Consider the following 26403-nt stretch of genomic DNA (forward strand, 5'->3'; position numbering starts at 1 on the left):
TCGCGCACCACAACCCTTAGGAGGAGCCACCGTGGTCGCCGCGGCGGATGCCAAGAACTATGTCTCCAAGCTCGGTATCACTCACGACCACGTGGTGCAGGAACTCGGTTGGGACGAGGACACCGACGACGAGTTGAGAGCTGCGATCGAAGAGGTCACCGGTACCGAGCTGCTCGACGAGGATTCCGACGAGGTCGTCGACGTCGTGCTGCTGTGGTGGCGCGACAGCGACGGCGACCTGGTCGACGCCCTCATGGACGCGATCGGCCCCCTCGCCGACGAGGGCGTCGTGTGGGTGCTCACCCCCAAGACCGGGCGCCCCGATCACGTCGAGCCCAGCGAGATCGCCGAGTCGGCCGCCACAGCCGGCCTCACCCAGACCACGGCCACCAACCTCGGTGACTGGATCGGCAGCCGCCTCGTCCAGCCCAAGGCCGGCCGTCCCCGCCGCTGAACCGGCTCCCGGAACGTAAGGATCCATACGCATGCCGATCGCCGTGGGCGCCGAAGCCCCCGATTTCACTCTCAAGGACCAGAACAACCAGGAGGTGACGCTGTCGAGCTTTCGGGGCAGCAAGAACGTGCTCCTGGTCTTCTACCCCCTCGCCTTCACCGGCGTCTGCCAGGGCGAGCTGTGCGCCGTCCGCGACGACCTGCCCACCTTCGAGAACGACGACACCGCCATCCTCGCGGTGTCGGTCGGCCCGTCGCCGAGCCACAAGATCTGGGCAGCCGAGCAGGGCTACACCTTCCCGCTGCTGTCCGACTTCTGGCCGCACGGCGAGGTCGCGCAGGCCTACGGTGTGTTCAACGAGAAGTTCGGTTTCGCCAACCGCGGCACGTTCGTCATCGACAAGGACGGCATCGTGCAGTTCGCGGAGGAGAACCAGCCCGGAGAGGCCCGTGACCAGGGAGCTTGGGCCAGAGCGCTCGCCGCGCTAAAGTCCTGATGCGAAGTCGGCGGCACCTGCCGCCGTCTTTCGGGCGTGTAGCTCAGTGGTAGAGCTCTGGTTTTACACACCAGCGGTCGGGGGTTCGAAACCCTCCGCGCCCACCATGTAAGTGGCGGTGAAAGTCCTGGTCAGGGCTCTCCTGCTCGCCTGTTGATGCATTCTTTGCCCACATTTTGCCCACACTGGCTTTCGCTCGGGCTTCCGACAGGGCGCTGGCCACCGCTTCGAGATCCTCGTCGAAGAGGTCGGCGTACACGTCGAGGGTCATCGCGGCACTTGCGTGCCCCAGCATCCGCTGCAGCGCTTTCACGTTGACTCCCGCGGAGACTGCCAGGCTCGCCGAAGTATGCCGGAGGTCGTGGGGCGTCACCCGGGGGACGCCGGCGGCGGTGACGGCCTTGTCGAACCAACCCGACTTCGTGTGTGGGCGACGAAGGTGATTACCGTTCTCGTCCGAGAACACTAGATCGGCTGCTCCCTTGTTCTCGCACTGGCGGGCCAGATAGGGCACCAGGAACGCCGGCAAGGGGACGGTTCGGCGCTTGTGTCCCTTCGGGGTGCCCACGATGATGTCGCGGCCCACCTCTACAGCGTTCTCATCGACTGTCGCGCGGCGCTTCAAGAGGTTCAGATCGCGCACTCGCAGACCGGATGCTTCGCCCCAGCGGAGGCCGGTATAAGCGAGCATGAGCACCAATGGCTCGTACGGGCCCGCCGCCGAAGCAAGCCGAGCGACCTCGTCATGGGACAGATACACGGGGCGTTTCTTGGGCTTGCGAGGGAGCTTGACTCCGCGTGCAGGGTTCGACGCGATGAGGCGGTCGCGTACGGCGTCGTCGAGTATCGAAGCCAGTACCTGATACGTCCGAATCACCACCGTTGCTCCGACCGGCTTCACGCCGTCGCTACCCGTTCCGAGTTCGGAGACCCACTGCTGAACAGCCGTGGTGCGCACGTCGCCTATCCGTACGTCTGCCCATCTGGGACGAACCCTGATGCGCCATGCCGTCTCCACAGGGCGGTATGCGGAAGGCTTGAGGTGGGTCTGGCGCGCCAGCCAGGCATCCCCAAGGTCACCAATGGTCTTCCTGGAGTCGGCGGGTGCGATGAACTCACCCCTCATCTTGGAGACCTCGACGGACGCGGCGAACGCCTGCGCTTCTCGCTTGGTTCGGAATCCTCGTTTGTCGGTCTGCCGGTGATCCGGGGTGCGGTACCGAACGCGGTATCGCTTTCCTGCCTTGGTTTCGTACGAATCAATCGTCGCCATTGATCTCATCTTCCCCGTCTTGGGTGCTGTCCAAGTTCTCGAGCAGGGGCACGAGGTCGATCTCGATGGGCGGTCCGTCGGCTCGCACACGGACCTTCAGTCGGATCGGGCCGATGCGAGCGTTCGGGGGGAATGGTGGCAGCTTGCCGCGGTCAGATGCAGGAGTATTGAGCCACTCGAGGGCCTGCTGAACGTCATCAGCGGGGGCGGTGTACCCGGACTGCTTTCGGGAATCATCAGGCACCTGGCGTAGAAGGTCGGCCGGGTCCACACCAAGTGCGTGGGCGAGGGCGACGAGGTCATCAACATCGACACGCCGTTGCAAGTCGCGGATGCGGGTGAGTCCCAGCGGCGCAATCGGCCGGCCCAGCTGCTTCAGTCGTCGGCTGAGATCGACATACGAAATGCCCTGAATTCGCCGGAACCGCTCCATATTCGTGGCAACCGTAGTGCCGGCCGGACCAGGGGTGATCCGCTGTTTCGTGGACATGCTCGCCAGTCTTGCATATCAAAATAGAGTGTTCAACCGATCATATTGACATCATTCCACTGATACTCAATCATCGTGACGGAGACTCGATTATGAGCTCGTTGAGATCAAAATGATGGAGCAGATGGCCATGTCAGACACCCGACCGCTTGCGACCGATCCCGAGTTTTGTGCGTTCGCCGGCATCAGCAAGCAGCAGAGCGCGCAACTGAGATACCTCGGCACGGGCCCGAAGTTCATTCGAGTCACTGGGCGGCAAATCCGTTACCGGTGGTCGGACATCGAGGAGTGGTGTGAGAAGCGCGCCTACTCGAGGTCGGACCAACGATGACCGTCGACGGGTGGAGGTATAGGCCGACGGTCGCAGCAACGCGGATTGGCGGCTTCTGATGTCGACGATCGACGAGACGATGAGAGCCGCGATTGCGGAGCGTGCTCGCCAGCTTGCAGATCAGGCACCTCCGCTCACGAGCGACCAGCTCGTGCGGCTTCGGGCGATCTTCGGCACCACGGCAACTGGCGCGGGCGGCGATGTCGGGTGAGCAGCCAGAGCATCGGCGCGACGACCCTCCGCGTTCCACCTTCCCCTTCGACCACAGTGAGCCGCCTCTTCTCTGTATCGCGCACTGCCTGCATTTGGCGGAAGCAGCGGTGGTCAGCGTCGTCACCGACCAACCTTCCGCAGCTCGTCGTTCGCCTCTGCTGAGATCTCGGCGTCCCGGAGAACAGCGAGTCGAACGACGTCGCACCGTCCAGCCCCGTCCATCTCTGAAAGACCCCGGTCCCGTGTGGATCCATCGAGTCTGTGCGGCCGTACGGCGGCGACCTGATCGAAGCGATTTCCGCCACTTTCAACATCACCACCTGACCAGGAAGAAGAATCCGATGACCATCAAGATCACTGCTGAGGAAATGGCTCACGAGATCGCTCGCGCCCGCGAGAACATCGCGGCGGGCGAGTCGGCACACATCCTCGCCGAGCAACACAACCTCGACGGCGACCACATCGATGTGCTGTGGGGGCTCCTACTCGACCCGTCGGGATTTCGGTATCCAAGCGGCTTCGTCGCACTCGGCTCGCCCGAATCACGCCACGGCGTGCAACGGACTCTGGAGATGTGCACGAACCTGACCGAGATGGGTCTACTGACCAAAACACGCGCGTTCGATGAACGGCTTGGCGAGGAGGTGGACACATACCTTCCGTCCGAGTCCGTGTGTGCCTTCTGGCAGGAACGGGTCGAGTGCAACCCCGAGCGGTACTCCGACGAGTACATGCGCGAGGAGATCCGCCGGGCGCTCGGGTATGAAGAGGCGGAGCGATGAGCATCCGTCCCACCATTCACCAGGAGAACGCGTGACCGTCACACGCCACGCGGCCGGCGCTCGCCAGGTTTCCGCGCTCGTACAGTTCCTCGTGGAATGGGTGGCGGACTGCATCGGCGACCTCTCTGATCGTGAGGCCCTGCCGATCAAATCGAGATCACCGTCAACCTTCGCCCGTTGACGGTGATCTCGATAGTGGGACGTGCTCCTCGTGGTTCGGCCGCTGCTTGAGGAGACATGCAGGGGGTTGCGCCAGATCGTCGCTTCGACATCGCGCTGGCGGCAGGGAGTAGATCCACGCCGCCGCGAATTCCGTGATGCTGCGCCGGGGTGCGGAAAAGGAAGTCGCGGAATCTCGGTCACGGGGACTCGAACGGTGACTGTGGCCATCCGTTCAGGGAAGGGCACCGGCCCTCAACGCGCTGTCCATCAGCCTTCAGCATCCCCAGTCTGAAGGCTGATGGGGTGCGGCGCGGTTGGCGCACCAGATCTTGGCGGCCGAACGCGCGTGTCACCGGCTCCGGACCGGATGGCATCGCGGTGGAGACCGTCAGAATCAAGGACAAGTAGCAGAGACTCAAGGTGGGTGTGCGGCGAGAGCGTTCACGTGAGGTGATCGCACCGGCCGACCACAGGAACCGATTGCTCTAGGAGCTCGGCGGGGTGGTTCGGTCCTGGTGATCGTGTCGAGAACGTCGATGTGCACTCCGCAGGTGTCGTGGCGGGAAGCGTAGATCCGGCTTATGGGCCTCCGTTTATGCAGGTCAGGGGAGTTACCTGCTAGTGGAGAGATGGAGGAGTGGGTCGAGCCGCAGCAGCGAGACGGCACAGGTTGCCGGGCCGGCGGCAGTACGAGCGGAGACCTAGCCTGGAGGAGGTCTTCGAAGATGGTATGGACGGCTCGGTGCTCCTTGACCTCCAGCTCCAGCCCGTGCTCTCGTGCAACGGTCGTCATGGTCAGGCGGAGCAGGTCTGCATCGACGTCGGCGACGATGAAGGAGTCGTGCAAGGGAAGGGGACATCGTCCGGTCTGCTCGAGCATCCGGAGCATCACGTCCACGGCGATGTCCGAGTCGAGACGCTGGAATCGTGCCCCGCAGTCGGACCCGAAGAGCGGATTGATTCGCGAATGTTTGTGCTCGACAGCGGAGACGAGTGTCTCGGCAAGATCCCTGATGGAATCGCCGGAAGCAGCGGGATTCTGTGCCAACAGAACGGACACAGGCCCGTCGAGGTTTCTGGCGACGGCTCCGACAGCGCTTCGCCGGCTCCGTGCATTGAACAGAACGTTCACGGCCAGCTTCACGGCCGCACGGTCGAATCCGTCGATGCTGTAGGGATCGCCGGTTGGCATCGACACGCCCGCCTCGGCATAAGCCATGTTGATGTGAAGTGCGCGGTAATCGATCTCCACCACTGGGCGCAGTTCCCCCTCCACTACGACCTCGAGGTCGAGCCGGTCGTCGGCGGACATGTTCTGAACCGACGTGCCCTGGAAGTACAGTCGGCCCCCGCGTTCGAACGAGCCGTTGAAGATTCGGCGAATGATCGGCGTGCGCAGCCTCCGACCGCGGTGAACGATTCGTAGGTCGGTGAGGCTCTCGTTGATCCGCAGGACGTCGCGCCGCATCGCCTCCGTCGCGATGGTGTCGAGGTAGTCGAGCAGCTTTTTGCCGGCGCTGTCGCGGAGCGCGATCATCTCGGAGCGTGCCTCGAGCGCTCGACCTTCCGAGACATCGATATGGGAACCGACCAGGGCCATCAACTCGTCGGTCGCATACGCCACGGACTGCCTTCCATATGCCCACGCTCCCAGGTGGTGCTTGATCAGTCCTGCCGACGCCAGCAGATCCATCGCTTTCGTGACGAGGTGCCACGTGAAAAGCCGGTCGCCGGCCCGGTACCGCGCCGGGATGTTGTAGAGATCTTTGCCTCGCGCGTAGTGCACCCCGCGCCCGGTTGCCCTCTCCTCCAATGCGATCGACCTAATGATGGATGCCGCGGCGAGCACCATCCGGTCGGTCGGCTCGCCAGCAAGAAGTGGCCGGACTTTGTCGGTGATTGCGGACAGTTGCTCGTCGCTCCACTGCAATCGCAGCGGCGTGTGCCGACGGAAGATCGGGTTGTCGAGCAGGCCGTTGGCCGCGCGAGGACCCGGCCTGTGGTGGGATCCCGCTCTTCCGCCGGATCCGTTGTGGGCTGGCGGGGAAGTCGGTAGATTCATGGATGCGCCTCGCGAACGCGCGAATGTGGGATTGTGTCTGGCGATTCGATCCTATCGGACCGGCCCCCTCCGGCTCTTGCTCCGGACGGGGCCGGCCCCTTTTCACCCGAGATGTATCACCGCAGGACCCATTGGCAGGTCCGGTCCTGGATCATCGCTTCGTGAGCCGATCAGGATGGAGCGGCCTGGCGGCCACGTCGTCCTCGGTTGCACAGCCGGCAGACTCGACCACCTCGAGGGGGAAGGTAGAGCGACTCTGGAGTCCACGGGTGTCTGTTGGCGCAGTGAGTCAGCAAGTCCGGTCGCTGTGCCCGGCGGACATTTTCCGCGACGGTCACCGGGTCGAGGTGGAACGGGTTAACACAAGACCTCTCTCGGCATAAGTGGTCGAGGACGAGCCCCTCGGGAATTTCGCCGACGAGGAACTCGTACGCCCACCGGTGCGCGACAACCGTACGCCTGTTCACCCGGAACTGTCCGTAGCCGTCGCGGTCTCGGCGAGCGATCCACCGCCAGCATCCGGTTGACGATTCGGACAGCTTGTCGAAGAAGCGGTCTTCAACCGTACTGATCCGGGTCATGACTCGTCACCGCCTCGCTGAGCCTCAGGAGCCGACTCGACATCAGCGTGGGCGCGGGCACGACGGTCGGTGACCGCCGCAGTTCCGTCGCAGGCAACGGTGTCGCCGACATCGCTTTCCGCGGCGCGCTCTTGGGCCTTGATCCAGTCCTCGACCGCTTCGACCCTGTGCAAGATGCGGTTGCCCGCACGGAAGTACGGTGCGGACGTTCCGCGGGCGCGGTACTCGCGTTGGGTACTGATCGGAATGCCGTACAGCTCTGCGAGCTCGTCGACGGTCAGTACGCGTCGCCGTAACGTCTTCGACACGGCGTTTCCTCCATCCGGCCCCAGGCCGTAGATGGGGCCAGATCGCCCCTCTCTCTTCTTATGGGCGCGGCAGAGGGGTCACTACGAGGTCGCGGGCGCGGATTCGACAAAATCTCAGCTACTTACATCCACGACGGCCCGCTCGGGGCAGTCCCGAAAGGAGTCGGCGCTCACGCAGGGTAAGTGCTGGGAAGTGCCGCTCCAGCGCAGAGATCGACCAGCACCGAGTCTCGTTTTCGCTGGCCTTACAACTCGGCAGTGAGCTGCAACAATGAGTGAAAGCTCGGAGCTCGAGCTGATACAGATTTTCAGGAGCGACAGCGATGACCGACCTGGCGGAAACGTCCCATGCATCCGATGATCTGCTCGACGCCGGCGGTGCCACCGGTGACGACTTCGCGATCCATCTCGAGCCTCGTTGCCGCGTCTGCCGAAACGATGTCGTGCGCCGGAAGGTCAACGACCTGTTGGCAGCGGGAGCGACCTACGCTGCAATTCACCGCGCCATCGCCGAGGACAACGCCGGCGTCGATGAGGCCGATCGCGTCACTGTTGATTCGATACGCCGGCACGCCGCCCGCCACTACCCGGTGCAGAACGTGGCGAAGGCGACCTATCGCGAAATCCTCGAGCAGCGTGCAAAAGAGAATGGCATCGACTTCGTCGACGGTGTCGCCACCGCGATCACGCCGATGGCGTTCTACGAGACGCTCATGGTCAAGGGCTACCAGTCCTTAGTTTCCGGGCGCGAGGATGTGGACGCGAACACGGCGATGAACGCTGCCGCCAAGCTGCAGGCAATCCTGGATACAAGGCAGGGCGATGCCGACATCGCCGGACTGAGGCTTCAGGTTCGACAGCTGGCCGATGCGGTCCGTTCGACCGTCCCCCGGTCAATGTGGGCCGACATCCTTGTCAAGCTCGAGGATTGAAGTGGGCCATCTTTCGTTGTCGCGCAGAGCTTGCCGCACTCGGGATTGTGTCTGATGAAGCCGTCCCTAGCGGCACCGAGCCTCGTCGCCGAACTGCAACACTAAGCACCTGCCCGTCCGCTCTTATGTGACAGGGCTCAGGGAGCCGGTATGTATTGCTGGACTGTGATCGTCACATCGGTAAGAGTCGATCCGTCGACGTTCTCGAGGAGCTGGAACGCGGGGGTGTGGCACTGGTCGAGGTCCATCCAGCCGGCATTTCCGGTGACCTGCATTCCCGGCGTGCCGACGGCATCGACGTAGGAAGCGACGAGCTGGCTGTTATCGTTGACAGCTCGCCAACGCACCAGGAACCGGCTCGAGTCGCAACCGTTCATCGTGGCGGGGAAAGCTGCATAGTCCGGGCCAGGAGCTTTCTCCCACGGCGAGTCGGTGAAGTAGCGGGGCAGCACCGTCCATGACCTTGTCGAAGTCCACCGTGGCAGTGCAGTCGGAAACTCCGGTGACGGCGCGAGTCCGACAGAGTTCGGGCCAGGCCACTCCGATCGATAGCCTTCCGGCGATGCCTCTTCCGTTACCGGCGTAGAAGTGGTGGGTCCGGTCGTCGCGGGTAGCGGGGTGGTCGCTTCAGCGCCGTCGAGTGGGGCGGGCCCCACCTGTGTCGTACTGGCCTCGCCGCCACCGGCTCGGGGAGGTGCCGCGGTCTCGGAGTCGCGGTCTTGACCGCGGAGCAGAAACAGGCTCAGCACCACGATGAGCACACCGGCCAACACCGCGACAGCGGTCCCCAAGATCCAGATCGTGCGGGTGCGTGAGTCCGGGCTTTGCCGAGGAGGCTGCGGCTCACGGGGGTCAGGGATCTCAGGATCCATACTGCTCTCCTCCGATCGGTCGGGATGGTACGGCCGGCGCATCACCGAAGTAGATCCAGACAACCATGAGAGTCACGTCGACGAGGGCGATTACGGTGTCGCGTGGCTGTGCAGGGTCGCCGGCTGTTGTCGCCGAGAGCAGGGCGTCGCATGCAGGGCGAGGTTGTGGCGGTCGCGATTGAGTTCCTGCACCTACGGAGGGCTCAGGTGAGGGGTACCGCAGAAGCCGTCGCGCGACGCGGTGAGGTCTTTCGAGTGGCCGACGCGATGGTCGACGAGGTACGGCACCCGTTCGTAGTGCCCCAGTTTCACTGCAGGACATACCGACGCGACGTCCTCCACCTCTGTGCAATGCTCGGGGTCGTATGCCGGGGCAGCCGGAATGTGAACCGACGAGACCAGTTCACAAGCGCCGTATGGGGTTCACCCGCACTAGATGACCGTGATTGCGTAGTGTCTCTGTATGACTCCGGTCCCAGGTCAGCGCGACCTCGTCGCGGCCCTTGTAGAGGCGCACTCGCGCTACCCCACCCTTGAGGGCGGTAGTTTCTACGACGAGGTGCTGCTTGAGGTCCAAGCACGCACCGAGCGGGACGGGGCGATCGGTAAAGCCGACATCGGTGCGTTGATGCTGTGGAAGCGGCTGAACCTCAGCACCGCCTGGACGCGCGAGCTGAACGAGTGGCCGGACCGGAAGGTGCGAGCGATCACCGCCGAAGCTTTCGAGCTCGCCAGGGACACCGATCGGACGATTCCCGAGGCCGCACAAGCAGCAAGATCGGCATTGCTCGAGTTGCCCGGGTGTCAGCGCGGCGCGGCGGTTGCCTCCACCGTGTTGACCGCCGGCGCACCGAATCGGATGGCCGTCTACGACCGCCGGGCGGTAGCCGCACTGGTGGGCCTGGGATTCTCTGATCCGGCCGGCTACTACAGCCGATACATGGCGGCAGTGTGCGAGCTCGTCGAGAAAGTGAACGCCACGACGGACGCGGGGTGGGTGCCGCGGGACGTGGACAAAGCCTTGTTCGTGCTGGGCACCTGAGAAACCACGCCCTGGGGCATGCGTGGAGACCCCAGGGCGAGTTGCTCACTTTGCCGGTAAGTCCGATGCGGATCGCCACGCTGGACCATCGAATACGAAGTCCTCACAGTGACCCCGCAAGTGCAGTAGCAAGCGCAAGTGGGGATGTGTCTCGGCCGGATTGGCCCGCACAACACGTAGCTCGTACGCTCCACTGTCGACCACCGAATGGACGTAGTCGAGAAGCGGACTTGGCACGAATCCAAGGCACAACGAGCCATCCACCACTTGTATTGCGTTGGCGTCTTTCGGGTTGGTGGGGTCGAACCGGAGTGTCAGCTTGTGCCCGCGCTGCAACTGGGTGAGGTATGCGCTCGCCTCGTCGTCGCAGTAACGCACGCCATGGGCCAAGAAGTGTGCAGACGTCATACCAGTGGTGGGCTCGTAGCTAGGCAGGGATACGAGTTCAATCGGATCGCCCTCGCGATGCCCACCAGACGCCGACAAAATCTCCCAGGCGTCCGCATCGGCGTCAAGGTCGAGAGCGGCTAGGTATTCCGGGCGATCCGGTCGCTTCGCACTCATGACTCGTTCCGAGAACGACGGAAACAATCTTGTGGATCGGTAGTGGCGGTGTAAGTCCCGAAAGCCAATTATCGGCACGAACCGCTCTTGATCGGCGACCTGCGCCAGGTAGGAGAATGTATAGACGTGATTGCCGGAAACCTCACGTTGACGGTCCAGATAGCCAATCGCGCGATACGTGCGATCCATGGCGTCCCGACGGGTGACGATCAGTCGCGAGGCGCTTGTCGTGGGATCGGCGTAGGCCGACGACAGCGCGAGGTCAGTAGAGAGCATCACACAGTCGCTTTCGGTTGGTGTCGATGGCTGTCTGAACGAACTTACGGGTGGGGTCCGACAATCCAGGAACTGCGCTGATGGCATCGTTACACAACCCCAGGTCCACTTCCCTGATTTGAGCAATCCAGTGCCGCCGAGCACTGTCCCTCGCCAGGGAAAGCGCTTGTTTCGCGAGCTCGACCAACCCGATGGGGTTGCCGGCATAGAAGCGTTTGGTCCGACCTCGTCCACACCACGCATCGATTCCGTCATTGCTGACCCGCTCGCTACGGCGGGCCTCGGTTTCGCCGCTGGCAAGCGAAGTGCCGTGGTCGAAACTCGGCCCCAGGTAGATGTCGCCACTGAGAGGGTCCTGCACCACACCCCAATTGTGCGCGTGGCGGTCGGTGTTCCCAATCCAGGCATCGAGTAGCAGATATCCGGCGAAGACGTCGAACGCTGACCAGGTTGCGTACTCGGTCTGATAGGGGCCGGCGACGCCCGCAAGCACGTCCCGTACAGCTTCGGGTGTATGGCCAGCGCAAGAGTGTTCGTCGAATTCTGGATCTACCTCGGCCAGGAGCTGGGCACCGGGAGCCCACGACCAGCCAGCCGGTCGCATGTCCCGGCTCATGGAACCCCAGACCCGCCGCCGATCGGTGCTGCGGATCACCGTTGCAAGCTCAGTCTCGGCGGCAGGTACGCGTATCAATTTCGCAAGCTCGTAGGAGATTTTCTCCGCCCAGTCTTCGCCACCGACGAGTACGTCGGGTTCATCCCCGAGAGCCTGCCGTTTCCTGGACAAAGGTAGTGTCTTCTCGGTTCGGGGCTTAAACAGCCAGCGTCCTGCATACGGCGAACAATCTCCGGCTCGAAACCACCGCTTCGCCTCGTCGCCGCCAGGGTCACTCTCCCCGCGAGTCCAGTCGCCGAGGTCGACGATGTTGAAGGTACCCATCACCACGAGAACTCTAATGAGAAGCTCATCGGGCGGAGCGCTGACCGTGGGGAGACGTCACTGACGGGCCATTGTCTCTGCGCAGGGCCAGGGCGGTTGACGTGTCTCGAATGTGTTCTGAATGAGACACCCGGACCACGCGGTTGCTGGGAAGGACTTTCCCCAGGTCGAGATGTCTCAAAAGTTCGTCTCACAATCTTTTGTCTCAATATTGCCGAGATGGACTATTTGAGACACACTTGGTGCATGAGTGAGACAGTTGCCCCGACAGGGACCCGAATCGGGTACGTCCGCGTGTCCACCGTGACTCAGACGCTCGAGCAGCAGGAGGCTGCTCTCGCCACGGCCGGTGTTACCAAGACCTTCCAGGACAAGATGTCCGGTGCCCGCGACGACCGGCCGGGGCTCGCCGCCATGCTCGAGTATGTGCGCGACGGCGACACCGTCGTCGTGTGGAAACTCGACCGACTCGGCCGCAACACGCTCCACATCCTCGAGGTCGTGCGCGCCCTCACGGAGCGGGGTGTCACGCTTGTGTCGACTTCGGATGGCATCGATTCGTCGACGGCCACCGGACGTATGGTTATCGGAGTGCTCGCGTCGATGGCCGAGTTCGAGCGCGAACTCGCCAAGGAGCGTACCGCCCTCAAGCGGGAGGCGGCACGGAGGAACGGCACCAAATTTGGCCGGCCCCGTAAAGTCGACGACGTCCAAGTGATCGCCACCGCGCGCAGAATGAAGGCAGACGGGCACACCGGGAAGGACATCGCCAAGTATCTCGGTGTCAGCCGCGCAACGCTCTACCGGTTGCTCGCCGAAGCATCCGATACACAGTCAGTCGTCTCTGCGGGTAAACCGTAGGTAGATGTGTGTCGGTTTCCTGAACGTGCGCCATCCGTGAGCTGGATCCGCTAACTTCCCGGTTCTATGGGACTACGTGACCACCCACTCGACGCTCGGCAGCTAGAGGTCCTCAGATGGGTCAGGGACGGATGCCCTGACGGCAGATGGCCCGATCAGCGGCACAAAACGGTAGCTACGGCACTGGTGAACCGCCGACTCGTCGTTGTGTCCCGTACAGGAGGTCGATGGGTGGGACGCGAGCTTGACCGCCGACGGACGTCACTATGTCGAGCACGGGCGTTATCCCCACTCCACGACACGAGTTCGTACGCCTCCTCCGGTTCCGCTCGCGAAACCCGACCGGCCACCACGGCGACAGCCAGAACAGGCAACCCGGCCTCGCCCAAAGACTGACCGTCAATCTCGCCGTACGATCCCAGCTCACCTCAAGGATATTCCGATGCGATACAAGGTCATCGTCAGCCGGGTACAAACTGCCGAACGATACGTTCGAGCTACCACCGAGGAAGACGTCATCAGGAAAATCCAGAATGAACTGGACCGGCCGTACGGCTTCCTCGGCCAATGGGCGACCGTCGACACCGGAATGGGTATCGTCGAGGCCGTCAGCCCCATGAGTGGAGGCGACTACCCGCCGCAACTCAATCAGCGCGACGGCTCCTACATGCTCTCGCTCAAAGCGGCCGGGAAGTACCTTGGTCTGTCCTATTCGTCGCTATATCAGCTGGTTATCACGGGCGAGATCGAGCACGTCATGGTCGGCAGCCGCAGGTACATCACCCGCGACCAGATCGCCGACTTCATCGCGGCGAACTCTCACAAGGGTTACCACTCACGCTGAGCTCGGGGGAGCGCCTCGGTGCAGGTCTCGAGCGGCAGCTTCTGCGGAAGTTGTCAGGGCCCGCCGTCACCGCCGTAACCACCGTTGGCGTCGCCGTCGCCGTCGACGAATCCGCCGCGTCCTCCCGCGCCACCCGCTCCGCCTGGCCACCCACCGTGACCACCGTTGCCGCCGTTTGCGGTGCCGTTGCCCCCGACGATGCCGCCGTCACCCCCGTGACCTCCATCGCCGCCATGGAAGCGCGAACGAAAACCGGGCAACGTCCCCATGCCATTTGGAGTCTCGTAGTAGCCCGCGTAGTGGCGGGCACGAATCCTGAAACCGGCGCTCGCCAATGTTTCCTCTTGCAGCTCTCGCTCGGTGGCTACCCAAGTCCTGATTAGCCAGGTTATGACGAGCGCGAGAATCCCGAGGACGATCGCGACGAGACCGGCGCGGTTGTCCACGATGGTGGCGACGGTGACCCCGCTGAGGGTCGCGAGAGCGACAAGCACGGCCCCCGTTCCTCGAGCACCCGTGAGTGCGTGGCGTTGCATCAGCGACGGCAGACGTTCCGGTGCTGGAGGCTCCTCGGGTTCCTCGAACAGGAATCGCAGGCGGTCAATGTCTGCCACGGGCGAAATCCTCTCGTCGGCGAGCGAGTTGGTCGCGGCGAGGTTACGGCAGGACACCGACAGGGCGATTGACGACTCGAAGGATGCAAACCCCGCGGGCAGTTGGCGAGACCCTAAGCCAAGCAGACCCCGAAACACTTGCATGTAACGCGGCACCTCGATCGACGACAACACCGTTTAAGGGCGAACCGTGCAGCCTGCTCGAGCTCATCCCTCGGTCGGGGTAACTTCGTCTCCACCGACCAACGAGGAGATCTGCACCCACTATGGCGAAGACCAATGCCGACTTGATCTGGAACATCGCGAACCTGCTGCGCGGCCCCTATCAGCCAAACCAATACGGTGACGTGATCTTGCCGTTCACGATCCTGCGCCGGCTCGACTGCATCCTTGAGCCCACCAAGGACCAGGTCCTCGCCGAGTACAAGAAGCTGCAAGGGCTCAAGGTCGACCCCGGCGTGGTGCTGAAGACCAAGTTCAAGCTCCCGTTCTACAACACATCGCGTTGGACCTTCGCCTCGCTGGTGTCCGACCCAGAGGGCGTCGCCGACAACCTGATCGATTACATCGAGCAGTTCTCGCCAAACGTGCGCGACGTGTTCGAGGGCTTCCGGATGCCCGACCTGCTCGCCGACCTACAGAAGTCGGACCGGTTGTATCTCATCGTCAAAGAATTCGCGGCCGTCGATCTACATCCGAAGGTCGTCTCCGGGCACGACATGGGTTACATCTTCGAAGAGCTCATCCGCAAGTTCGCCGAATCGAACAATGCCCAGGCCGGTGACCACTTCACCCCGCGAGAAGTGATCGCGCTGATGGTCGACATCTTGTTCCACACCGCCGACGATGCACTGACCAAGCCCGGCACTGTGCGCACCATCTACGATCCCGCCGCGGGCACCGGCGGGATGCTCTCGACCGCTTACGACCACCTCGTCGAGATGAACCACAGTGCCCGCCCGGTGCTGTACGGGCAGGAGATCAACCCGCGCTCGTACGCGATGTGCAAGTCCGACATGATCATCAAGGGTCAGGACGTCGACAACATCTACCTCGGTGACACCCTCACCGACGATGGGCAGTCCGGACGGCACTTCGACTACCTGCTGTCCAATCCGCCGTTCGGCGTGGAGTGGAAGACCCAGCAGAAGACGGTCACCGACGAGCACGAGCAGCGCGGCTTCGCAGGGCGCTTTGGCCCGGGTTTGCCGCGGGTCTCGGATGGGTCGCTGCTGTTCTTGCTGCATCTGATCTCGAAGATGCAGCCGGTGAAGAACGGCCAAGGGGGCAGTCGGCTGGCGATCGTGCTCAACGGCTCGCCGCTGTTCACGGGCGGAGCCGGGTCGGGGGAGTCCAACATCCGGCAGTGGATCATCGAGAACGACCTGCTTGACGCCATCATTGCGCTGCCGACGGACATGTTCTACAACACGGGCATCAGCACGTACATCTGGATTCTCGACAACAACAAGCCCGAGCAGCGTCGCGGCAAGGTCCAGTTGATCAACGCCGTCGACATGTTCGGCAAGATGCGCAAGGCCCTCGGCTCCAAGCGCAAGTACCTGCGACCCGAGGACATCGAGCGTATCTGCAAACTCTACGACCGGTACCGCAACGAGAAGGGCACCGACACTCACCCCGCCCGCTCAAAGGTGTTCCGAGGCGAAGAGTTCGGCTACGTCACCATCACCGTCGAACGCCCTCTCCAACTGCGATTCGAACCGACCGAGGACGGGATCGAGCAGGTCCTCTCCCAGAAGAGCATTGCCAAACTTAACGACGGCGAGCGGGCCGCGATCCGCAAGGCACTCAAGACCCTCCTAGGCTGGACGTGGACGGACCGGGACACCTTCGTCGAGGAACTCAAAGGTGCTCTGCGTGACTCCGGGATCAGCCGACCCGGTGCTCCGCTGGTGAAGACCATCTGGTCGACCCTCGGTGAGCACGATCCCGAGGCAGACATCGTCACCAACGCCAAGGGCGGACCCGAGCCGGACCCGGCGTTGCGCGACACGGAGAATGTGCCGCTGACGGAGGATATCGAGGAGTACTTCGCCCGCGAGGTGCTGCCGCACTTACCGGAAGCATGGATCGACCACGACAAGACCAAGATCGGTTACGAGATACCCTTCACCCGGCACTTCTATCGCTATGTTCCGCCTCGGCCGCTAGAAGACATTCAAAAGGACCTTCGCGGTCTTGTGACCGAGATCCAGGCCATGCTCATGGAGGTCGGGGCGTGAATTGGCCTGCGTACGACGCTTATCGGAGCTCGGACGAGCAATGGCTCGGGGATGTCCCCACGCATTGGCAGCTTCGCCCACTCGGTTTCCACTTTATCGAGCGGAAGTCAACGGTCAGTGACACTGACTACGCACCGCTATCGGTGACGAAGGAGGGAATCGTCCCACAGCTTGAGACCGCCGCGAAGACCGACAATCCCGAGAACCGCAAGCTGGTACTCGCTGGCGACTTTGTCATCAACAGCCGGTCTGACCGAAAGGGATCTGCCGGGATCTCAGATCGAGATGGCAGCGTGTCCGTGATCTCGACGGTCCTTGAGCCTAGGGACATCGAGCCCAGCTTCGTACATCACTTGCTTCGAAGTAGAGCGTTCCAGGAGGAGTACTACCGATTCGGAAGCGGAATCGTCGCTGACCTATGGTCCACCAGATACTCGGCCATGAAGCAGATCACCCTTGCCGTGCCTCCGCGTCATGAACAGTCCGCCATCGCTAAATTCCTCGATCGCGAGACCACCAAGATCGATGCGCTAATCGGCAAACAGGAACAGCTCATCGCCACCCTGCGCGAGGACCGCACCGCCACGATCACCCAGGTCGTCACCCAAGGCCTCGACCCTGCGGTCACGGTCGAGGATTCGGGAAACGTCTGGCTCGGACCGATGCCTTCTCACTGGCACATTCGTCGTCTAAAAGATGTGCTGAAGGCTATCGATTCAGGCACTAGCGTGAACGGAATGGATACTCCCGCCGAGTCTCCTGCCCTCGGCGTGCTCAAGACGAGCTGCGTTTCGTCTGGGGTCTTTTCCCCAGAGGCGAACAAGGCAGTCCTTCCAGAAGAGGCTCATCGCGTATCTTGCCCTGTTCGTGCAGGAACGTTGATCGTCAATCGAGCGAATACGCCCGAGCTTGTCGGTTCAGCCGGTTATGTTGGCGGCGATGTCCCTAACCTCTACCTTTCGGACCTGTTGTGGTCTGTCTCTGTCAGGGGCATCGACCCTCGATTCCTGCACCGGTGGACGCAGACTCCGGTCTACCGGACCCAGGTTGCAGCGTGGAGGGTCGGTACCAGCGCCAGTATGCAGAAGCTGTCGAAAGCGAGCCTGCGATCCTTCGTGATTGCTCTTCCCCCCGTCTCCGAGCAGCGTCGAATCGTGGACTTCCTGGAAAATCGCTGCGCCAAGATCGACGCACTTGTCGCCAAGGCCACTGAAGTGATCGAGACAATGCGCGAGTACCGTTCGGCACTGATCACTGCGGCAGTGACCGGCAGGATCGACGTGCGGCAGGCGGTCGCCTAGGAATGGGTAGGGCGCAGACGATCCAGATATATCTTCCTTCAGGCGATCCAGCCGGGCTTCGAGTGGCGAATCTGACCACGCGTACGGTCCGGGTATTCGAGGTGCCCCGCTCGCTCCTCAGCGAGTTCCTGAAGCGGCCCGAGGCGGGACAAGTGGGGGTCTATTACCTTATCGGGGCGGGGGAGGACGAGACGGCACGGTGTTACATCGGGCAGTCCGGGAATGTCGGTGTGCGGTTGCAGCAGCACACCGGGACGAAGGACTTCTGGACGAAGGCACTTGTCGCGGTCTCACTGACCAACGAGTGGACCTCAACCCATGTCGCCTACCTGGAGTGGCTCTCGCTCAACCGGGCCCTCTCCGCGGACCGGTACGTCCTGCTCAATGGCAATCAGGCCTCTAATCCGCACACTCCTGAACCCCTGGAGGCCGATTGTCAAGAGTTTTTGGAGACCATAGCTGTGCTACTTGCCACACTCGGTGCTCCGGTACTCGAACCGGTCCAACGACGTCCGCTTGAGTCCGCCGTCGACCTAAGTTCGGAGGCGGAACCGGTGAGGCTGTTTTTCCGGGAGCGCCAGTGCGATGCGACCGGCTACCAGACTCCGGAAGGGCTGCTCGTGCTCGCCGGTTCCAGGGGTCGCCCCGAGCTACGACCGTCCGCTCCGGCCAGCATAGGTCGGCAGCGCGATGCGCTACAAGCTGACGGGATAATCCGGTTGAGTGCCACTGAACTGGTGTTTCTCAAGGATCACTTGTTCTCCAGCCCGTCCGCTGCCGGGAGCGTGGTCGTTGGAGGGAGCAACAACGGACGAATCAGTTGGCGCAATGCCGACGGGCTGTCGATCAATGATCTGGAAGCGCAGACGTTGGCCGCCACTACAGGGGGATTGGAGAGCTGATGGCCCAGCATCACGAGTCTGCTTTTGAGACGGAGCTCTGCGAGTACCTGGCCGCGCACGGCTGGCTGTACTCGCCGACCGACGCCGGCTACGACCGGGACCTCGCGCTGTTCCCGGAGGACGTGTTCGGATGGCTGACCGACACGCAACCGGAGCAGCTCGCGAAGCGGGTCAAGCCGGATGTGACCGGAGAAGCGCTGACGAAGGCTCGACAGGGCGTGCTCACTACCCTGGTGAAGACCCTGGACGCCGATCCGAAGGCCAACGGCGGCACCCTGTCGGTGCTTCGGCGCGGGTTCAAGGACCTCAACGCCCAGTTCTCAATGTGCCAGTTCCGGCCCAACACCTCCCGCACCGTGACGACCGCGACACGGTACGAGGCGGTACGACTGCGAGTCATGCGGCAGGTGCACTACTCAACGAAGCACAACAACAGCATCGACCTGGTGTTCTTCGTCAACGGCATCCCGGTGGCGAGCGCCGAACTCAAGACCGACTTCACGCAAAGCATCACCGATGCCGTGCTGCAGTACAAGCACAATCGGCAGCCGAAGGGCGAGCCGCTGCTGACGTTCGGCTCCCGCGCCCTGGTGCACTTCGCCGTATCCAACAACGAAGTGCTGATGACCACCAAGCTCGCCGGCAAGGACACGGTCTTTCTGCCGTTCAATCGAGGGAACAATGGGCACGCTGGCAATCCACCGAACCCGGACGGCTCACCGACTGAGTACCTGTGGGAAACGATCCTGCAGCGCGACACCTGGCTCGACATCCTCGGGCGGTTCATACACCTGCAGATCACCGAGAAGATCGACCGGGTCTCGGGGAAAAAGAGCCGCAAGCAGACGATGCTGTTCCCGCGCTTCCACCAGTGGGAGGCAGTCACGAAGTTGATCGACGCGGCCCGCACCGAGGGACCGGGACACCGTTATCTGATCCAGCACTCCGCCGGTTCTGGCAAGACCAACAGCATCTCGTGGCTCGCGCACCAGCTGTCCGTGCTGCACGACGAGGAAAGCTCGGCGGTGTTCGACTCGGTCATCGTCATCACCGACCGCAACGTTCTCGATGCGCAGTTGCAGGAGGCGATCCGGCAAATTGATCGCACTCCCGGTGTGGTGGCGCACATCGACGGGCTGGGCGGCTCGAAGTCTCAGCTGCTCGCCGACGCCCTCAAGGGCCGCACCAAGATCATCATTGTCACCATCCAGACCTTCCCCTACGCGCTCGAGCTGATCCGCAACCAGGCCAAACTGAAGGGGAAGAACTTCGCGATCATCGCCGACGAGGCGCACTCGTCGCAGGCTGGGGAAGCCTCCAAGCGGCTGAAATCGGCCCTGACGGCCACGGAGATCGAGGAACTAGCCGACGGCGGCACCGTAGATGCCGAGGATGTCCTGGCGGCGGAGATGACTGCACGGGCGCAGGCGAAGAACCTGTCGTTCTTCGCGTTCACCGCCACCCCGAAGAACAAGACCCTCGAACTGTTTGGCCGGAAAGGCCCGGACGGCACGCCACAGCCGTTCCACCTGTACTCAATGCAGCAGGCGATCGAGGAGGGCTTCATCCTCGACGTGCTCAAGAACTACACTCCCTACAAGACCGCGTTCCGGCTCACCCACAACGGCCGTTCCTACGAGTCGGAGACCACGGCGGCCGCCGGCACCGTCGCGGTCACCGGCAGCACCGAGGGGGACCTGGTCGACAAGCAGGCCGCGATCAAGTCGGTGATGAACTGGGTCAAGTTGCACCCGACGAACATCTCCCAAAAGGTCGGAATCATCGTCGAACACTTCCGCAGCAACGTCGCCTGGCGACTCGACGGACGCGCCAAGGCCATGGTGGTGACCTCGTCGCGCAAAGCTGCGGTGCGGTACAAGAAAGCGTTCGACACCTACGTTGCCGACCACGGTTACACAGACGTCGCCGCGCTTGTGGCGTTCTCCGGTGACGTCACCGACCTCGACTCGGGCGTCGAGAAGGCCACCGAGACGTCGATGAACCCGGGTCTAAAGGGACGCGATCTACGGGAGGCGTTCGCCACCGACGAGTACCAGGTGATGTTGGTGGCGAACAAGTTCCAGACCGGGTTCGACCAGCCGCTGCTGGTGGCGATGTACGTCGACAAGAAGCTCTCCGGCGTCGCCACGGTGCAAACCCTCTCGCGGCTCAACCGCACCGCCCCGGGCAAGGACCAGACCTTCGTGCTGGACTTCGCCAACACCGCCGAGGAGATCGTCGAGGCGTTCGAGCCGTACTACCAGGCCACCACCCTCGCCGATGTCACCGACCCGAACATCGTGCACACCACGATGGCCAAGCTCGACGCCGCCGGAATCTACCTCGACTCCGAGGTCGACGGCCTGGTCGCCGACTACCTCGCCGACAAGGGCAACAACGCGCTGACCAAGTGGATCACGCCCGCGAGGGATCGGTTCCGCGACCGGGAACGCACCGCCACCGAGGCCGGGGACACCGTCGCGCTCGACGAGCTCAAGATGTTCCGCAAGGACGTGGGCACGTTCCTGCGCCAATACGACTTCCTGTCCCAGATCGTCGACTACGAGGACCCGTCGCTCGAGAAGCTGTCGATCTATCTGCGCCACCTCGCCCCGCAGATCACCCGTGAGCAGCTCAATCACGAGATCGACCTGTCCACCGTGAACTTCGATTACATCGCCCAGCACGAGCAGGCCACCACCGACGGCAAGCTCACCGGCGACGTCGCCCTTGCACCGGCCAAGGAGGCCGGGACCGGGACGGTGCGTGATCCGGAGATGGTGGCCCTCGAGGAAGTCATCGAGAAGATCAACGATCTGTTCGACGGCGATCACCCCGACTCGAGCGTGCGCAACGTGGTCACCCACATCCGGGACCGGCTCGAAGAATCCGAGACGTTGCAGCAGCAGGCGCAGAACAACACCATGCAGCAGTTCTCGGCAAGCCCCGATCTGCACAGCGAGTTCCTCGCCGCGGTGATCGGCGCGATGGACTCGTCGGCGGACCTGTCCGCCCAGATACTCAACAACCAGGGCCTGTCGCAGAAGCTGCTGGAGGCGTTGTTACCGGCCGTCTACCGGCGGCTGAAGGATGTCGCTTAGCACTGTCCGCCTGCAGGTGTCCGGGTGAGAGTCAGTCGATGGCATAGTGCCGGTTGTAGGTCCCGTAGCCGCTGGGTTTGCGGCCGATAACTCCGCGTTCGACCAGTCTCTGCAACCGGTCCTCGGCGTCCCGGCGGCTGATGGAGAGCGAACCCGCAACCGTGCCCTCCGACTGGAAGGCATCGTTCTCGGCGAACAGCTCGTGGGTCTGCCGGTCGCGATCGTCGTCGAGCTGAGCCTGTATCTCTTGGCGATGCTCGACGGACAGTCGGTGCGGCGGCGCGTCGGTCGTCTCGCGTAGATTCCGCGCGTGACTGTCGACACAGACCAGACGCCGGACGACGGCGGCGACGAGCGGACCTCCGAAATGCGCGACGACCAGCGGCCTGACGCCGAAGCGAGCGATACCGAAGCTGCACCTAAAGAGCCTTTCTCGCCGAGATGGCCTCGCACGACGACCGTCAGTAGCAGCCTTATCCAAACGGTCCGCGACAACCCCCTGTGGGCGTTAGGCCTCCTCCCGCTAGTGCTTGTGTGTTTCCGGTTGATCTATGTGTCGCGTGGAGACACCGAGGTTATGAGGGCGCTCCTCGCCAGCATCGATATCCTCCGAATCGTCCTCGCGACGGTGTTGCCCGTGATTCCAGTCCTCATGTTCTGGGGCATAGTCCTACTAATTGACCGCTGGCGAATCACCCGCAAGGAGGAGCGGCCTGCAATGCCGGCGTTGCTACCGGCGTTTGTCGTCACACTTCTACTGGTTTCGCTCACTGGCATGACTATCTTGACGACAGTGGCTTCGATAGCGTCCCTCATGGTTGTGGCTGCTCAAATCTGGCGCGCTCAGCGTAAGGTCGGTCCGAGGAGCTACCGCCTCAAAGCGACGGAGGCGATAGGTCTTGCCGTCCTAACATGTCTGACCGCGAGCGTTGGGCCGTGGCTACCCACCGAAGCAATCAAGCTGACCGACGGATCGCAGTATGTCGGATACACCCTGTCGGCGGACGCGCGATGGTTTCAATTCCTCGACGACGACAACGTCCTGCACGTTGAAGCGAGCACCAGCGTCGAGAGCCGGACTCCGTGCACAAAGGTAGGCAACTGGTACGTCGACACGACCTTTCGAGCGTTGCAAAGGCACCGGGGCCAAGAGGTGGCTCCGAGGTGCCCAGAACAGCCTTCTCAGGGGTAGTTAGTCGGGTGATATGAGGGCGAGTCCATAACTGTCAGGAGCCAGTTCAGCCTTTGGCGTGCACTGCGGGTCGCGTGGACGTTGACCGACCTCGGCGGTTCTGATTCGCCCTCGGCGACGCACGTCGCTGCAGCACTCGACTTCGGCATCGGGGTGTCGCATGAACGGACACGACGACGAACGACGCCTGGCCTGGGCCCATCTGTCCACCGTGGCGCAGGGTGCGTCGCGATCGTTGTCAGCGGCCCTCGAGGTCGCTCGAGGTCGAGGGTGTGCTTGAGGTGGCTGTCGTCATCCGGTCGGGTTCGGGCCGCGGCGAACTCTCGGCGCGGTACTCGGTGCGGGCGCACCTCGACACGGCGGCGCGCGATCTCAAGCGTCTGGTCGGGCCGGCGGGTGGCTCGTGACTTCCGACGACGAGTGGCCTGCATGGCAGATGCTCGATTTCGGCACCCTCGACATCGCAACCGACATCGAAGGGCCGCGGCTGGCGCTGTAAGTGCGGGGCAAACCGCCGGCGGGACGAAATGACCGAACGTGCGGTTGCCATTGCCGCACCCGCACGGTGAGTAGGTACAGCGAGCATGTTGTCACCGAGATCGCCGCGGATTTCGCAGCCCGCGCGACGCTCCCGGACAACATCATTGCGTCAGCGTCCCCCACATGTCGCGTAACAACGGCGACAATCCACGAGGAGGTTCAGAGCCGGACAACTCATCAAGGGGAGAATATCTGAATGGCTGTACATGGCATGGGGAAGTTGTTGCTGTGCACGGCGGTCGCTGTCGCGATCGCATCCGCGAGCATTTCCACAGCCCACGCCCAGGACGCAACGGTTACCTATACACAATCCACAATCCTGACGCTTACGGGAGGTGAGCGCGCACGCGACGTTGCGGTTGATGACCACGGCAACACCATGGTGCTTGTGGGACTCCGGACCGGCGGCGCTCGAATCACTTACATCGGCGCGGATGGAACTTCGTGGGGCGTCGCTGTCCCAGCCCGGGGAGGCGGTAACGGCATTGCGCTTGCCAACGACGGCACCATCTTTTACACGTCGGGAAGTTCCCTCTCGGGAACGGGAGTAGGTCCTGGTTCGGTCACCCGAATCGCTCCAGGTGGCGGTAGCGAGCAAGTGCTCCACAACGTGTTCAATCCCTGCGATGTGGCCATGATGGCGCTCATTGAAAATGCCCAGTCCTGCTCACCGTAAGTGCTCACCCGTGTGGCTCCGCCGATGAGGGCGGGTCTCCTTCGATGCTGGTGGTCTCTGACCACGCACCAGCACCTCGAAGGAGACCCGCTTTCTCATGTTGACATGGGAGGACGATGTGGAAATACACGCACTGCACAAGCGAGGCTGGACGATCTCGGCGATCGCCCGGCACACCGGCCGCAACCGGCGCACCATCCGCAACTACATCAATGGCGTCACCACGCCGGGCGTGCGCAAACGGGCCGGTGAGGACCCGTTCGAGCCGTTCGTCGACTACGTGACGGCCCGGCTGCGCGAGGACCCGCACCTGTGGGCGCGGACCTTGTGCGACGAACTCGAAGACCTCGGCTACACCGCGTCGTATCAGACGCTGACCCGCCAGATCCGCACCCGCAACCTGCGCCCGGTCTGCCCATCCTGCGCGGGCGCCACGGAGCGCCCGAACGCGGTGATCGAGCACCCGCCGGGGGAGGAAACCCAGTGGGACTGGGTCGAGCTGCCGGACCCACCCGCGTCGTGGGGCTGGGGCAAGACCGCGTATCTGCTGGTCGGCTCGTTGGCGCATTCGGGACGCTGGCGCGGGGTGCTCGCCCCGGCGATGACCCAGCCGCATCTGATCGACGGCCTCGACCGCGTCTGTCGCAAGCTCGGCGGCCTGACCCGCACCTGGCGGTTCGATCGGATGGCCACGGTCGCTCACCCCGACAGCGGGAAGGTCACCGCCACGTTCGCCGGCGTCGCCAAGCACTACGGCGTGACGGTCGCGATCTGCCCACCGCGGTCCGGGAACCGCAAAGGGGTGGTCGAGAAGGCCAATCACACTGCCGCACAAAGGTGGTGGCGAAGTGTGGCGGACGAGATCACCGTCGAGCAGGCCCAGGCGAGCGTGGACAGGTTCTGCAGCCTGCGCGCCGATTCCCGGCTGCGGGCCACCGCCGACGGCAAGGCCTCGGTGCTGACCGTCGCCGCCCGCGAACCGTTGACGCCGGTGCCGGCGAGCCCGTATCCGGTGGTGCTGCGCGAACCGCGGACCGTCTCCCGGCAGGCATTGGTGCCCTACCGCGGCAACCGCTACTCGGTGCCCCCGGAGCTGGCGTCGGCGCAGGTCGCCGTCACCCGGGTCCTCGGCGGCGAGGTGATCGACATCGTCACCGCCTCGCAGATCACCGTCGCCCGGCACCGCCTCGCCCCGGACGGGGCCGGGGTCGTGGTCCGCGACCACGGCCACGTCCACGCCCTCGAACAGGCCGCGATGGCCGGCGCCGCCACCGGTGGCCGGCCGCACCGCCGCAAGGAACGCATCCCACCCGGACCCGACGCCCTCGCTGCGGCAGAAGCATTGCGCAACAACACAACCGACTCCGAATCGACGTCGATCACGGCGCGGTCGACGGTCACCGACCTGGCCGCCTACGAGCGCGCTGCCCGTGGAAGGAACACCCTCGCATGACCACCACGCCCGCCTCCGACACCCCCATCGCCACCACCCCGCAGGCCACGAGCCTCTACCAGCGCCTGCGCGGACACCTGGCGACGCTCAAGCTGCACGACGCCGCCGAAGCCCTGCCGTCGGTCCTCGACCGGGCGCAGAAACAGGGCCTGTCGATGACCGCCACCCTCGAACAGCTGCTCTCGATCGAGGTCGACGCCACCGAAGCCAGGCGCCTGTCCGGGCGGCTGCGGTTCGCGTGCCTGCCCACCCCGGCCTCACTCGAGGACTTCGACTACGACGCCGCGCCCGGCCTCGACCGGGCGCTGATCGCCGAGCTGGGCACCTGCCGGTTCCTCGAAACCGCGACGAACGTCCTGCTCATCGGCCCGCCCGGAGTCGGCAAGACACACCTGTCGGTCGGGCTCGCCCGGGCCGCCGCGCACGCCGGCTACCGCACCTACTTCACCACCGCCGCCGACCTCGCAGCCCGCTGCCACCGCGCCGCGATCGAGGGCCGATGGGCGACGACGATGCGGTTCTACGCCGGACCCACGCTGCTGGTGATCGACGAACTCGGCTACCTACCGCTGCCCGGCGAGGCCGCATCCGCGTTGTTTCAAGTTGTGGCGCAACGATATCTGAAAACCTCGATCGTCATCACCACCAACCGCGGCGTCGGCGAATGGGGCGAGGTCCTCGGCGACACCACCGTCGCCGCCGCGATGCTCGACCGGCTCCTGCACCGCTCCGTGGTCCTCAATCTCGACGGCGACTCCTACCGCCTGCGCGACCACCACGCCCGAGCCGAAAAGCTCCGACAGGCCACCACCGGCACCCGGCAACCGCTACAGTGAACCCTGCTCACGGGTGGGCACTTCCACCGAGCACAGTTGAGCACTTTCGATGAGCCTCATCA

General features: G+C 63.5%; 25 protein-coding genes, 1 tRNA gene and 2 pseudogenes. 19 read left to right on the top strand and 9 right to left on the bottom strand.

Going from position 1 to position 26403, the window contains the following annotated elements:
- Nucleotides 1-31 precede the first annotated feature (31 nt).
- The 3 genes from NVV99_RS18570 (at nt 32) to NVV99_RS18580 (ending at nt 1057) form a co-directional block, all read left to right on the top strand.
- Nucleotides 32-454 carry a DUF3052 domain-containing protein gene (locus tag NVV99_RS18570; protein WP_006554437.1) on the top strand — a complete coding sequence of 141 codons (423 nt, stop codon included), beginning with the start codon at nt 32-34 and terminating at the stop codon, nt 452-454.
- A 31-nt stretch (nt 455-485) separates the two neighbouring features.
- On the top strand, nt 486-950 hold the full coding sequence (locus NVV99_RS18575) for a peroxiredoxin (RefSeq protein ID WP_006554436.1): 465 nt from the start codon (nt 486-488) through the stop codon (nt 948-950).
- Nucleotides 951-982: 32 nt separating this feature from the next.
- A tRNA-Val gene (locus tag NVV99_RS18580) sits at nt 983-1057 on the top strand.
- Nucleotides 1058-1200: 143 nt separating this feature from the next.
- Here the strand turns inward: NVV99_RS18580 and NVV99_RS18585 are convergent.
- Nucleotides 1201-2232: pseudogene (locus NVV99_RS18585) on the bottom strand (tyrosine-type recombinase/integrase); the annotation flags it as partial.
- On the bottom strand, nt 2210-2713 hold the full coding sequence (locus NVV99_RS18590; RefSeq protein ID WP_260782981.1) for a helix-turn-helix transcriptional regulator: 504 nt from the start codon (nt 2711-2713) through the stop codon (nt 2210-2212). The pseudogene NVV99_RS18585 and the gene NVV99_RS18590, both read right to left, overlap by 23 nt.
- 389 nt (nt 2714-3102) lie before the next feature.
- Between NVV99_RS18590 and NVV99_RS18595 the strand changes: the two genes are divergently transcribed.
- The 3 genes from NVV99_RS18595 (at nt 3103) to NVV99_RS18605 (ending at nt 4220) form a co-directional block, all read left to right on the top strand.
- Nucleotides 3103-3255: a hypothetical protein gene (locus NVV99_RS18595; protein ID WP_260782982.1), complete on the top strand. Its 153-nt coding sequence runs from the start codon at nt 3103-3105 to the stop codon at nt 3253-3255.
- A 343-nt stretch (nt 3256-3598) separates the two neighbouring features.
- Nucleotides 3599-4039, top strand: a complete 441-nt coding sequence (locus tag NVV99_RS18600) for a hypothetical protein (protein ID WP_260782983.1) — start codon at nt 3599-3601, stop codon at nt 4037-4039.
- 31 nt (nt 4040-4070) lie between these two features.
- Nucleotides 4071-4220 (top strand): hypothetical protein, encoded by a 150-nt coding sequence (locus NVV99_RS18605; protein WP_260782984.1) that lies wholly within the window; start codon nt 4071-4073, stop codon nt 4218-4220.
- Nucleotides 4221-4616: 396 nt separating this feature from the next.
- Here NVV99_RS18605 and NVV99_RS18610 read toward each other — a convergent pair whose 3' ends face one another.
- The 3 genes from NVV99_RS18610 to NVV99_RS18615 all read right to left on the bottom strand — a co-directional run bounded on the left by NVV99_RS18610 (nt 4617) and on the right by NVV99_RS18615 (nt 7152).
- On the bottom strand, nt 4617-6131 hold the full coding sequence (locus NVV99_RS18610) for a hypothetical protein (protein WP_260782985.1): 1515 nt from the start codon (nt 6129-6131) through the stop codon (nt 4617-4619).
- A gap of 302 nt (nt 6132-6433) precedes the next feature.
- Complete coding sequence (locus NVV99_RS27270) at nt 6434-6844, bottom strand: HNH endonuclease signature motif containing protein (RefSeq protein WP_369011265.1); 411 nt, start codon at nt 6842-6844, stop codon at nt 6434-6436.
- Nucleotides 6841-7152: a helix-turn-helix domain-containing protein gene (locus NVV99_RS18615; RefSeq protein WP_260782986.1), complete on the bottom strand. Its 312-nt coding sequence runs from the start codon at nt 7150-7152 to the stop codon at nt 6841-6843. The genes NVV99_RS27270 and NVV99_RS18615 overlap by 4 nt, the downstream gene beginning before the upstream one ends.
- Before the next feature lie 323 nt (nt 7153-7475).
- Between NVV99_RS18615 and NVV99_RS18620 the strand changes: the two genes are divergently transcribed.
- Nucleotides 7476-8084: a hypothetical protein gene (locus NVV99_RS18620; RefSeq protein ID WP_260782987.1), complete on the top strand. Its 609-nt coding sequence runs from the start codon at nt 7476-7478 to the stop codon at nt 8082-8084.
- A 137-nt stretch (nt 8085-8221) separates the two neighbouring features.
- Here NVV99_RS18620 and NVV99_RS18625 read toward each other — a convergent pair whose 3' ends face one another.
- A complete protein-coding gene (locus tag NVV99_RS18625; protein WP_260782988.1) occupies nt 8222-8536 on the bottom strand; it encodes a hypothetical protein in 315 nt (104 codons plus the stop codon).
- Nucleotides 8537-9419: 883 nt separating this feature from the next.
- On the opposite strand from NVV99_RS18625, the gene NVV99_RS18630 reads away from it, so the two are divergent.
- Nucleotides 9420-9998: a hypothetical protein gene (locus NVV99_RS18630; protein WP_260782989.1), complete on the top strand. Its 579-nt coding sequence runs from the start codon at nt 9420-9422 to the stop codon at nt 9996-9998.
- A 45-nt stretch (nt 9999-10043) separates the two neighbouring features.
- On the opposite strand, the gene NVV99_RS18635 is transcribed toward NVV99_RS18630, so the two are convergent.
- Both NVV99_RS18635 and NVV99_RS18640 read right to left on the bottom strand, forming a co-directional pair.
- Entirely contained in the window at nt 10044-10838 is a 795-nt protein-coding gene (locus NVV99_RS18635) for an HIRAN domain-containing protein (RefSeq protein WP_260782990.1), read from the bottom strand.
- Nucleotides 10825-11778, bottom strand: a complete 954-nt coding sequence (locus NVV99_RS18640; RefSeq protein WP_260782991.1) for a hypothetical protein — start codon at nt 11776-11778, stop codon at nt 10825-10827. The genes NVV99_RS18635 and NVV99_RS18640 overlap by 14 nt, the downstream gene beginning before the upstream one ends.
- A 246-nt stretch (nt 11779-12024) precedes the next feature.
- On the opposite strand from NVV99_RS18640, the gene NVV99_RS18645 reads away from it, so the two are divergent.
- On the top strand, nt 12025-12639 hold the full coding sequence (locus NVV99_RS18645) for a recombinase family protein (protein ID WP_260782992.1): 615 nt from the start codon (nt 12025-12027) through the stop codon (nt 12637-12639).
- A 442-nt stretch (nt 12640-13081) separates the two neighbouring features.
- Entirely contained in the window at nt 13082-13483 is a 402-nt protein-coding gene (locus NVV99_RS18650; RefSeq protein WP_260782993.1) for a helix-turn-helix domain-containing protein, read from the top strand.
- A gap of 53 nt (nt 13484-13536) precedes the next feature.
- Here NVV99_RS18650 and NVV99_RS27125 read toward each other — a convergent pair whose 3' ends face one another.
- On the bottom strand, nt 13537-14097 hold the full coding sequence (locus NVV99_RS27125; protein ID WP_313906252.1) for a hypothetical protein: 561 nt from the start codon (nt 14095-14097) through the stop codon (nt 13537-13539).
- Nucleotides 14098-14363: 266 nt separating this feature from the next.
- On the opposite strand from NVV99_RS27125, the gene NVV99_RS18660 reads away from it, so the two are divergent.
- From NVV99_RS18660 to istB, 9 genes and pseudogenes are all read left to right on the top strand, one after another.
- Nucleotides 14364-16340, top strand: a complete 1977-nt coding sequence (locus NVV99_RS18660; protein WP_260782994.1) for a class I SAM-dependent DNA methyltransferase — start codon at nt 14364-14366, stop codon at nt 16338-16340.
- A 440-nt stretch (nt 16341-16780) separates the two neighbouring features.
- Nucleotides 16781-17641 carry a restriction endonuclease subunit S gene (locus tag NVV99_RS18665; RefSeq protein WP_260782995.1) on the top strand — a complete coding sequence of 287 codons (861 nt, stop codon included), beginning with the start codon at nt 16781-16783 and terminating at the stop codon, nt 17639-17641.
- Nucleotides 17642-17742: 101 nt separating this feature from the next.
- Nucleotides 17743-18543, top strand: a complete 801-nt coding sequence (locus tag NVV99_RS18670) for a GIY-YIG nuclease family protein (protein WP_260782996.1) — start codon at nt 17743-17745, stop codon at nt 18541-18543.
- Nucleotides 18543-21644, top strand: coding sequence for a type I restriction endonuclease subunit R (locus tag NVV99_RS18675; protein ID WP_260782997.1), 3102 nt, complete (start codon nt 18543-18545; stop codon nt 21642-21644). Before NVV99_RS18670 ends, NVV99_RS18675 begins: the two co-directional genes overlap by 1 nt.
- Nucleotides 21645-21954: 310 nt before the next feature.
- Nucleotides 21955-22836, top strand: a complete 882-nt coding sequence (locus NVV99_RS18680; protein WP_260782998.1) for a hypothetical protein — start codon at nt 21955-21957, stop codon at nt 22834-22836.
- Nucleotides 22837-22899: 63 nt separating this feature from the next.
- Nucleotides 22900-22968 (top strand): annotated as a pseudogene (locus NVV99_RS18685) (hypothetical protein); the annotation flags it as partial.
- A gap of 149 nt (nt 22969-23117) precedes the next feature.
- Nucleotides 23118-23243 carry a hypothetical protein gene (locus tag NVV99_RS18690; protein ID WP_260782999.1) on the top strand — a complete coding sequence of 42 codons (126 nt, stop codon included), beginning with the start codon at nt 23118-23120 and terminating at the stop codon, nt 23241-23243.
- A gap of 906 nt (nt 23244-24149) precedes the next feature.
- The gene (locus NVV99_RS18695) at nt 24150-25505 is read left to right on the top strand and encodes a helix-turn-helix domain-containing protein (protein ID WP_029547324.1); all 1356 of its coding nucleotides are present in this window, start codon (nt 24150-24152) and stop codon (nt 25503-25505) included.
- Nucleotides 25502-26341 carry an IS21-like element helper ATPase IstB gene (gene istB, locus NVV99_RS18700; protein WP_029547323.1) on the top strand — a complete coding sequence of 280 codons (840 nt, stop codon included), beginning with the start codon at nt 25502-25504 and terminating at the stop codon, nt 26339-26341. The genes NVV99_RS18695 and istB overlap by 4 nt, the downstream gene beginning before the upstream one ends.
- Nucleotides 26342-26403 lie beyond the last annotated feature (62 nt).

Source organism: Rhodococcus sp. PAE-6 (assembly GCF_025290685.1).
In the GTDB taxonomy this organism is placed as follows: domain Bacteria; phylum Actinomycetota; class Actinomycetes; order Mycobacteriales; family Mycobacteriaceae; genus Rhodococcus; species Rhodococcus pyridinivorans.

Bases quoted from the DNA above. Each gene is read 5' to 3' on its own strand.
- NVV99_RS18575 (WP_006554436.1), top strand. From the start codon at position 486: ATGCCGATCGCCGTGGGCGCCGAAGCCCCCGATTTCACTCTCAAGGAC.
- NVV99_RS18590 (WP_260782981.1), bottom strand. From the start codon at position 2,713: ATGTCCACGAAACAGCGGATCACCCCTGGTCCGGCCGGCACTACGGTT.
- NVV99_RS18595 (WP_260782982.1), top strand. From the start codon at position 3,103: ATGTCGACGATCGACGAGACGATGAGAGCCGCGATTGCGGAGCGTGCT.
- NVV99_RS18600 (WP_260782983.1), top strand. From the start codon at position 3,599: ATGACCATCAAGATCACTGCTGAGGAAATGGCTCACGAGATCGCTCGC.
- NVV99_RS27270 (WP_369011265.1), bottom strand. From the start codon at position 6,844: ATGACCCGGATCAGTACGGTTGAAGACCGCTTCTTCGACAAGCTGTCC.
- NVV99_RS18620 (WP_260782987.1), top strand. From the start codon at position 7,476: ATGACCGACCTGGCGGAAACGTCCCATGCATCCGATGATCTGCTCGAC.
- NVV99_RS18630 (WP_260782989.1), top strand. From the start codon at position 9,420: ATGACTCCGGTCCCAGGTCAGCGCGACCTCGTCGCGGCCCTTGTAGAG.
- NVV99_RS18635 (WP_260782990.1), bottom strand. From the start codon at position 10,838: ATGCTCTCTACTGACCTCGCGCTGTCGTCGGCCTACGCCGATCCCACG.
- NVV99_RS18640 (WP_260782991.1), bottom strand. From the start codon at position 11,778: ATGGGTACCTTCAACATCGTCGACCTCGGCGACTGGACTCGCGGGGAG.
- NVV99_RS18645 (WP_260782992.1), top strand. From the start codon at position 12,025: ATGAGTGAGACAGTTGCCCCGACAGGGACCCGAATCGGGTACGTCCGC.
- NVV99_RS18650 (WP_260782993.1), top strand. From the start codon at position 13,082: ATGCGATACAAGGTCATCGTCAGCCGGGTACAAACTGCCGAACGATAC.
- NVV99_RS18660 (WP_260782994.1), top strand. From the start codon at position 14,364: ATGGCGAAGACCAATGCCGACTTGATCTGGAACATCGCGAACCTGCTG.
- NVV99_RS18665 (WP_260782995.1), top strand. From the start codon at position 16,781: ATGAAGCAGATCACCCTTGCCGTGCCTCCGCGTCATGAACAGTCCGCC.
- NVV99_RS18675 (WP_260782997.1), top strand. From the start codon at position 18,543: ATGGCCCAGCATCACGAGTCTGCTTTTGAGACGGAGCTCTGCGAGTAC.
- NVV99_RS18695 (WP_029547324.1), top strand. From the start codon at position 24,150: ATGTTGACATGGGAGGACGATGTGGAAATACACGCACTGCACAAGCGA.
- istB (WP_029547323.1), top strand. From the start codon at position 25,502: ATGACCACCACGCCCGCCTCCGACACCCCCATCGCCACCACCCCGCAG.